The 2,300-nt window shown below is 65.3% G+C and carries 4 protein-coding genes; all 4 read left to right on the top strand.

Going from position 1 to position 2,300, the window contains the following annotated elements:
• Positions 1-263 (top strand): putative dsRNA-binding protein (locus A3764_RS11975; protein ID WP_236628182.1); only part of this gene is annotated, 263 nt, incomplete at its 5' end.
• Complete coding sequence (gene era, locus A3764_RS11970) at positions 260-1,168, top strand: GTPase Era (RefSeq protein ID WP_067924965.1); 909 nt, start codon at positions 260-262, stop codon at positions 1,166-1,168. The genes A3764_RS11975 and era, both read left to right, overlap by 4 nt.
• Positions 1,169-1,186: 18 nt before the next feature.
• A complete protein-coding gene (locus A3764_RS11965; RefSeq protein WP_067924963.1) occupies positions 1,187-1,516 on the top strand; it encodes a DUF1491 family protein in 330 nt (109 codons plus the stop codon).
• Entirely contained in the window at positions 1,516-2,241 is a 726-nt protein-coding gene (recO, locus tag A3764_RS11960; RefSeq protein WP_067924985.1) for a DNA repair protein RecO, read from the top strand. Before A3764_RS11965 ends, recO begins: the two co-directional genes overlap by 1 nt.
• Positions 2,242-2,300 lie beyond the last annotated feature (59 nt).

Genomic DNA, 2,300 nt, shown 5'->3' with positions numbered 1-2,300 from the left:
GCCTTTGGGGCCGTCGGGTCGAAACGGTCGAAGCCGACGCAAGGGATGCCAAGACCGCCTTGCAGGAATGGGCACAGGCGCGCGGCCTGCCGCCCCCGGCCTATACGGAAACCGCCCGCAGCGGACCGGATCATGCCCCGGTCTTCACCATTGCCGCCCGCCTGAACGATGGGCAGGAGGCTGAGGCCACCGCTCCGTCCAAACGGGCGGCGGAACAGGCGGCAGCTGCTGCCCTCTTGTCGAAACTGGAGATCGACCAATGACCACCCGTGCCGGATTCGTCGCCCTGATCGGAGAGCCGAACGCAGGGAAATCGACCCTCCTGAACCGCATGGTCGGGGCGAAAGTCAGTATCGTGACCCACAAGGTGCAGACAACGCGCGCGCGCATCCGCGGTGTGGCGATGGAAGGTGACAGCCAGATCGTCTTTGTGGATACGCCCGGGCTCTTCCAGCCCCGCCGCAGGCTCGATCGCGCAATGGTCGCAGCGGCGTGGAGCGGCGCGGCGGATGCCGATGTGGTCGTTTTGCTCGTCGAAGCGCACCGCGGGGTGACGGAAGGGGTCGAGCGTATCCTCGAAGGACTGGGAGAAGTTGCACAGGGGCGGCGGGTGGCGCTGGCCATCAACAAGATCGACCGGGTCGAGGCTCCCGTGTTGCTTGGGCTGAGCAAGGATCTCAATTCGCGGTTCGATTTCGTCGAAACCTTCATGATCTCTGCCGAGAAGGGGCATGGGGTGGACACGCTGCGCCATTGGCTTGCAGGCGAAGTCCCGGAAGGGCCGTGGCTCTACCCGGAAGATCAGATCGCGGATCTGCCCATGCGTATGATCGCGGCCGAGATAACGCGCGAAAAGCTGACCCTGCGACTGCATCAGGAGCTGCCCTACCAGCTGACCGTGGAAACCGAGAGCTGGGAAGAACGCAAGGACGGTTCTGCCCGGATCGAACAGTTGATCTACGTCGTGCGGGACGGTCACAAGGGGATCGTTCTTGGCAACAAGGGTGAAACGATCAAGGCCGTGGGCAAGGCCGCGCGGGAAGAACTTGAGACGTTTCTCGGGCGTCGGGTGCATCTCTTCCTGCAGGTCAAGGTGCGGCCCAATTGGCTGGATGAGGCCGAGCGCTACAGCGAGATGGGGCTCGACTTTAAGGACGGCAATGCCTGAGGACAGTCGGGGGCTGACATGGCGCGGCTGACGGCGCGGTTCTGGGTGGACGCCTACCTCACCCGGTTGCGGCTGCATGACATCCCCGCTTTCGTCGTGGCTCATGGGGACGACACGGGCGGTGCCGTTCTGGTGAAGCTGAGCACGCTGGACGGCTCGGCCACTGTCTTTCATCGGTCCTTTGACCTGCAGTCGGGGGATCGCCGCTGGATGGAGCTATCCAGCGGGTCGGAACCTGACGTGGACGCGGCGATTGACCGTCAGCGCGGTTTCGATCCTGACCTCTGGGTGATCGAAGTCGAGGATCGCGCGGGCCGGCATCTGCTGGCGGAGGATGGGCTCGCATGATCGAATGGCGCGGTGAAGGCATCCTGCTGAATGCGCGCCGCCATGGCGAGACATCGACCATCATCGAGGTTTTCACCGAAGCGCAGGGCCGCCACGCGGGCGTTGTACGTGGCGGGACAAGCCGCAGGATCGCGCCGATCCTGCAGCCGGGCGCCCAGATCGACGTCACGTGGCGCGCCCGGCTCGAAGAGCACATCGGTGCCTTTACCGTCGAGCCGCTGCGCAGCCGGGCGGCCACCGCCATGAGCGGGCGGCTGTCACTCGCGGGGCTGAACGCGGTGACGGCGCTGCTGTCCTTTTGCCTGCCCGAGCGCGAAGCCCATCCGCCCCTCTATCGCCGGTCGCAGGCACTGCTGGACCTGTTGGGGCAGGATGACCTCTGGCCGCTGGCCTATCTGCAGTGGGAAGTCGCCCTGCTGGCGGAAATGGGATACGCGCTCGACCTCGACACCTGCGCCGTTACCGGGCAGCGCGATGACCTTGTCTATATCTCGCCCCGGACCGGGCGCGCGGTATCCCGTTCGGGGGCAGGCGAATGGGCCAGCCGCCTGTTGCCCCTGCCGGACGTTTTGCGCGGCGAGGGCGCTGCCGACAACGCCGAGATCGTAACGGCACTGGCGACGACAGGACATTTCATGAGCGCACATCTCGCCCGGGGTCTGGGGGATCGTCCGCTGCCGGATGCACGCGCCCGGCTCGTTTCGCTTATTGCTCGAGCGCCTTGAAAACGAGGCTGAGCCCATCCGTGTTCGACAGGATCATGACCTGATCCGATACCTCGACC

This window comes from Sulfitobacter sp. HI0129 (assembly GCF_001635395.1).
Classification (GTDB): Bacteria; Pseudomonadota; Alphaproteobacteria; order Rhodobacterales; family Rhodobacteraceae; genus Sulfitobacter.
The sequence above is the reverse complement of the archived record's forward strand: the minus strand, read 5'-3'. Positions and strand labels throughout refer to the sequence as shown.

What these genes read in the sequence shown, in the direction of transcription:
- era (WP_067924965.1), top strand. Translation starts at nt 260, where the DNA reads ATGACCACCCGTGCCGGATTCGTCGCCCTGATCGGAGAGCCGAACGCA.
- A3764_RS11965 (WP_067924963.1), top strand. Translation starts at nt 1,187, where the DNA reads ATGGCGCGGCTGACGGCGCGGTTCTGGGTGGACGCCTACCTCACCCGG.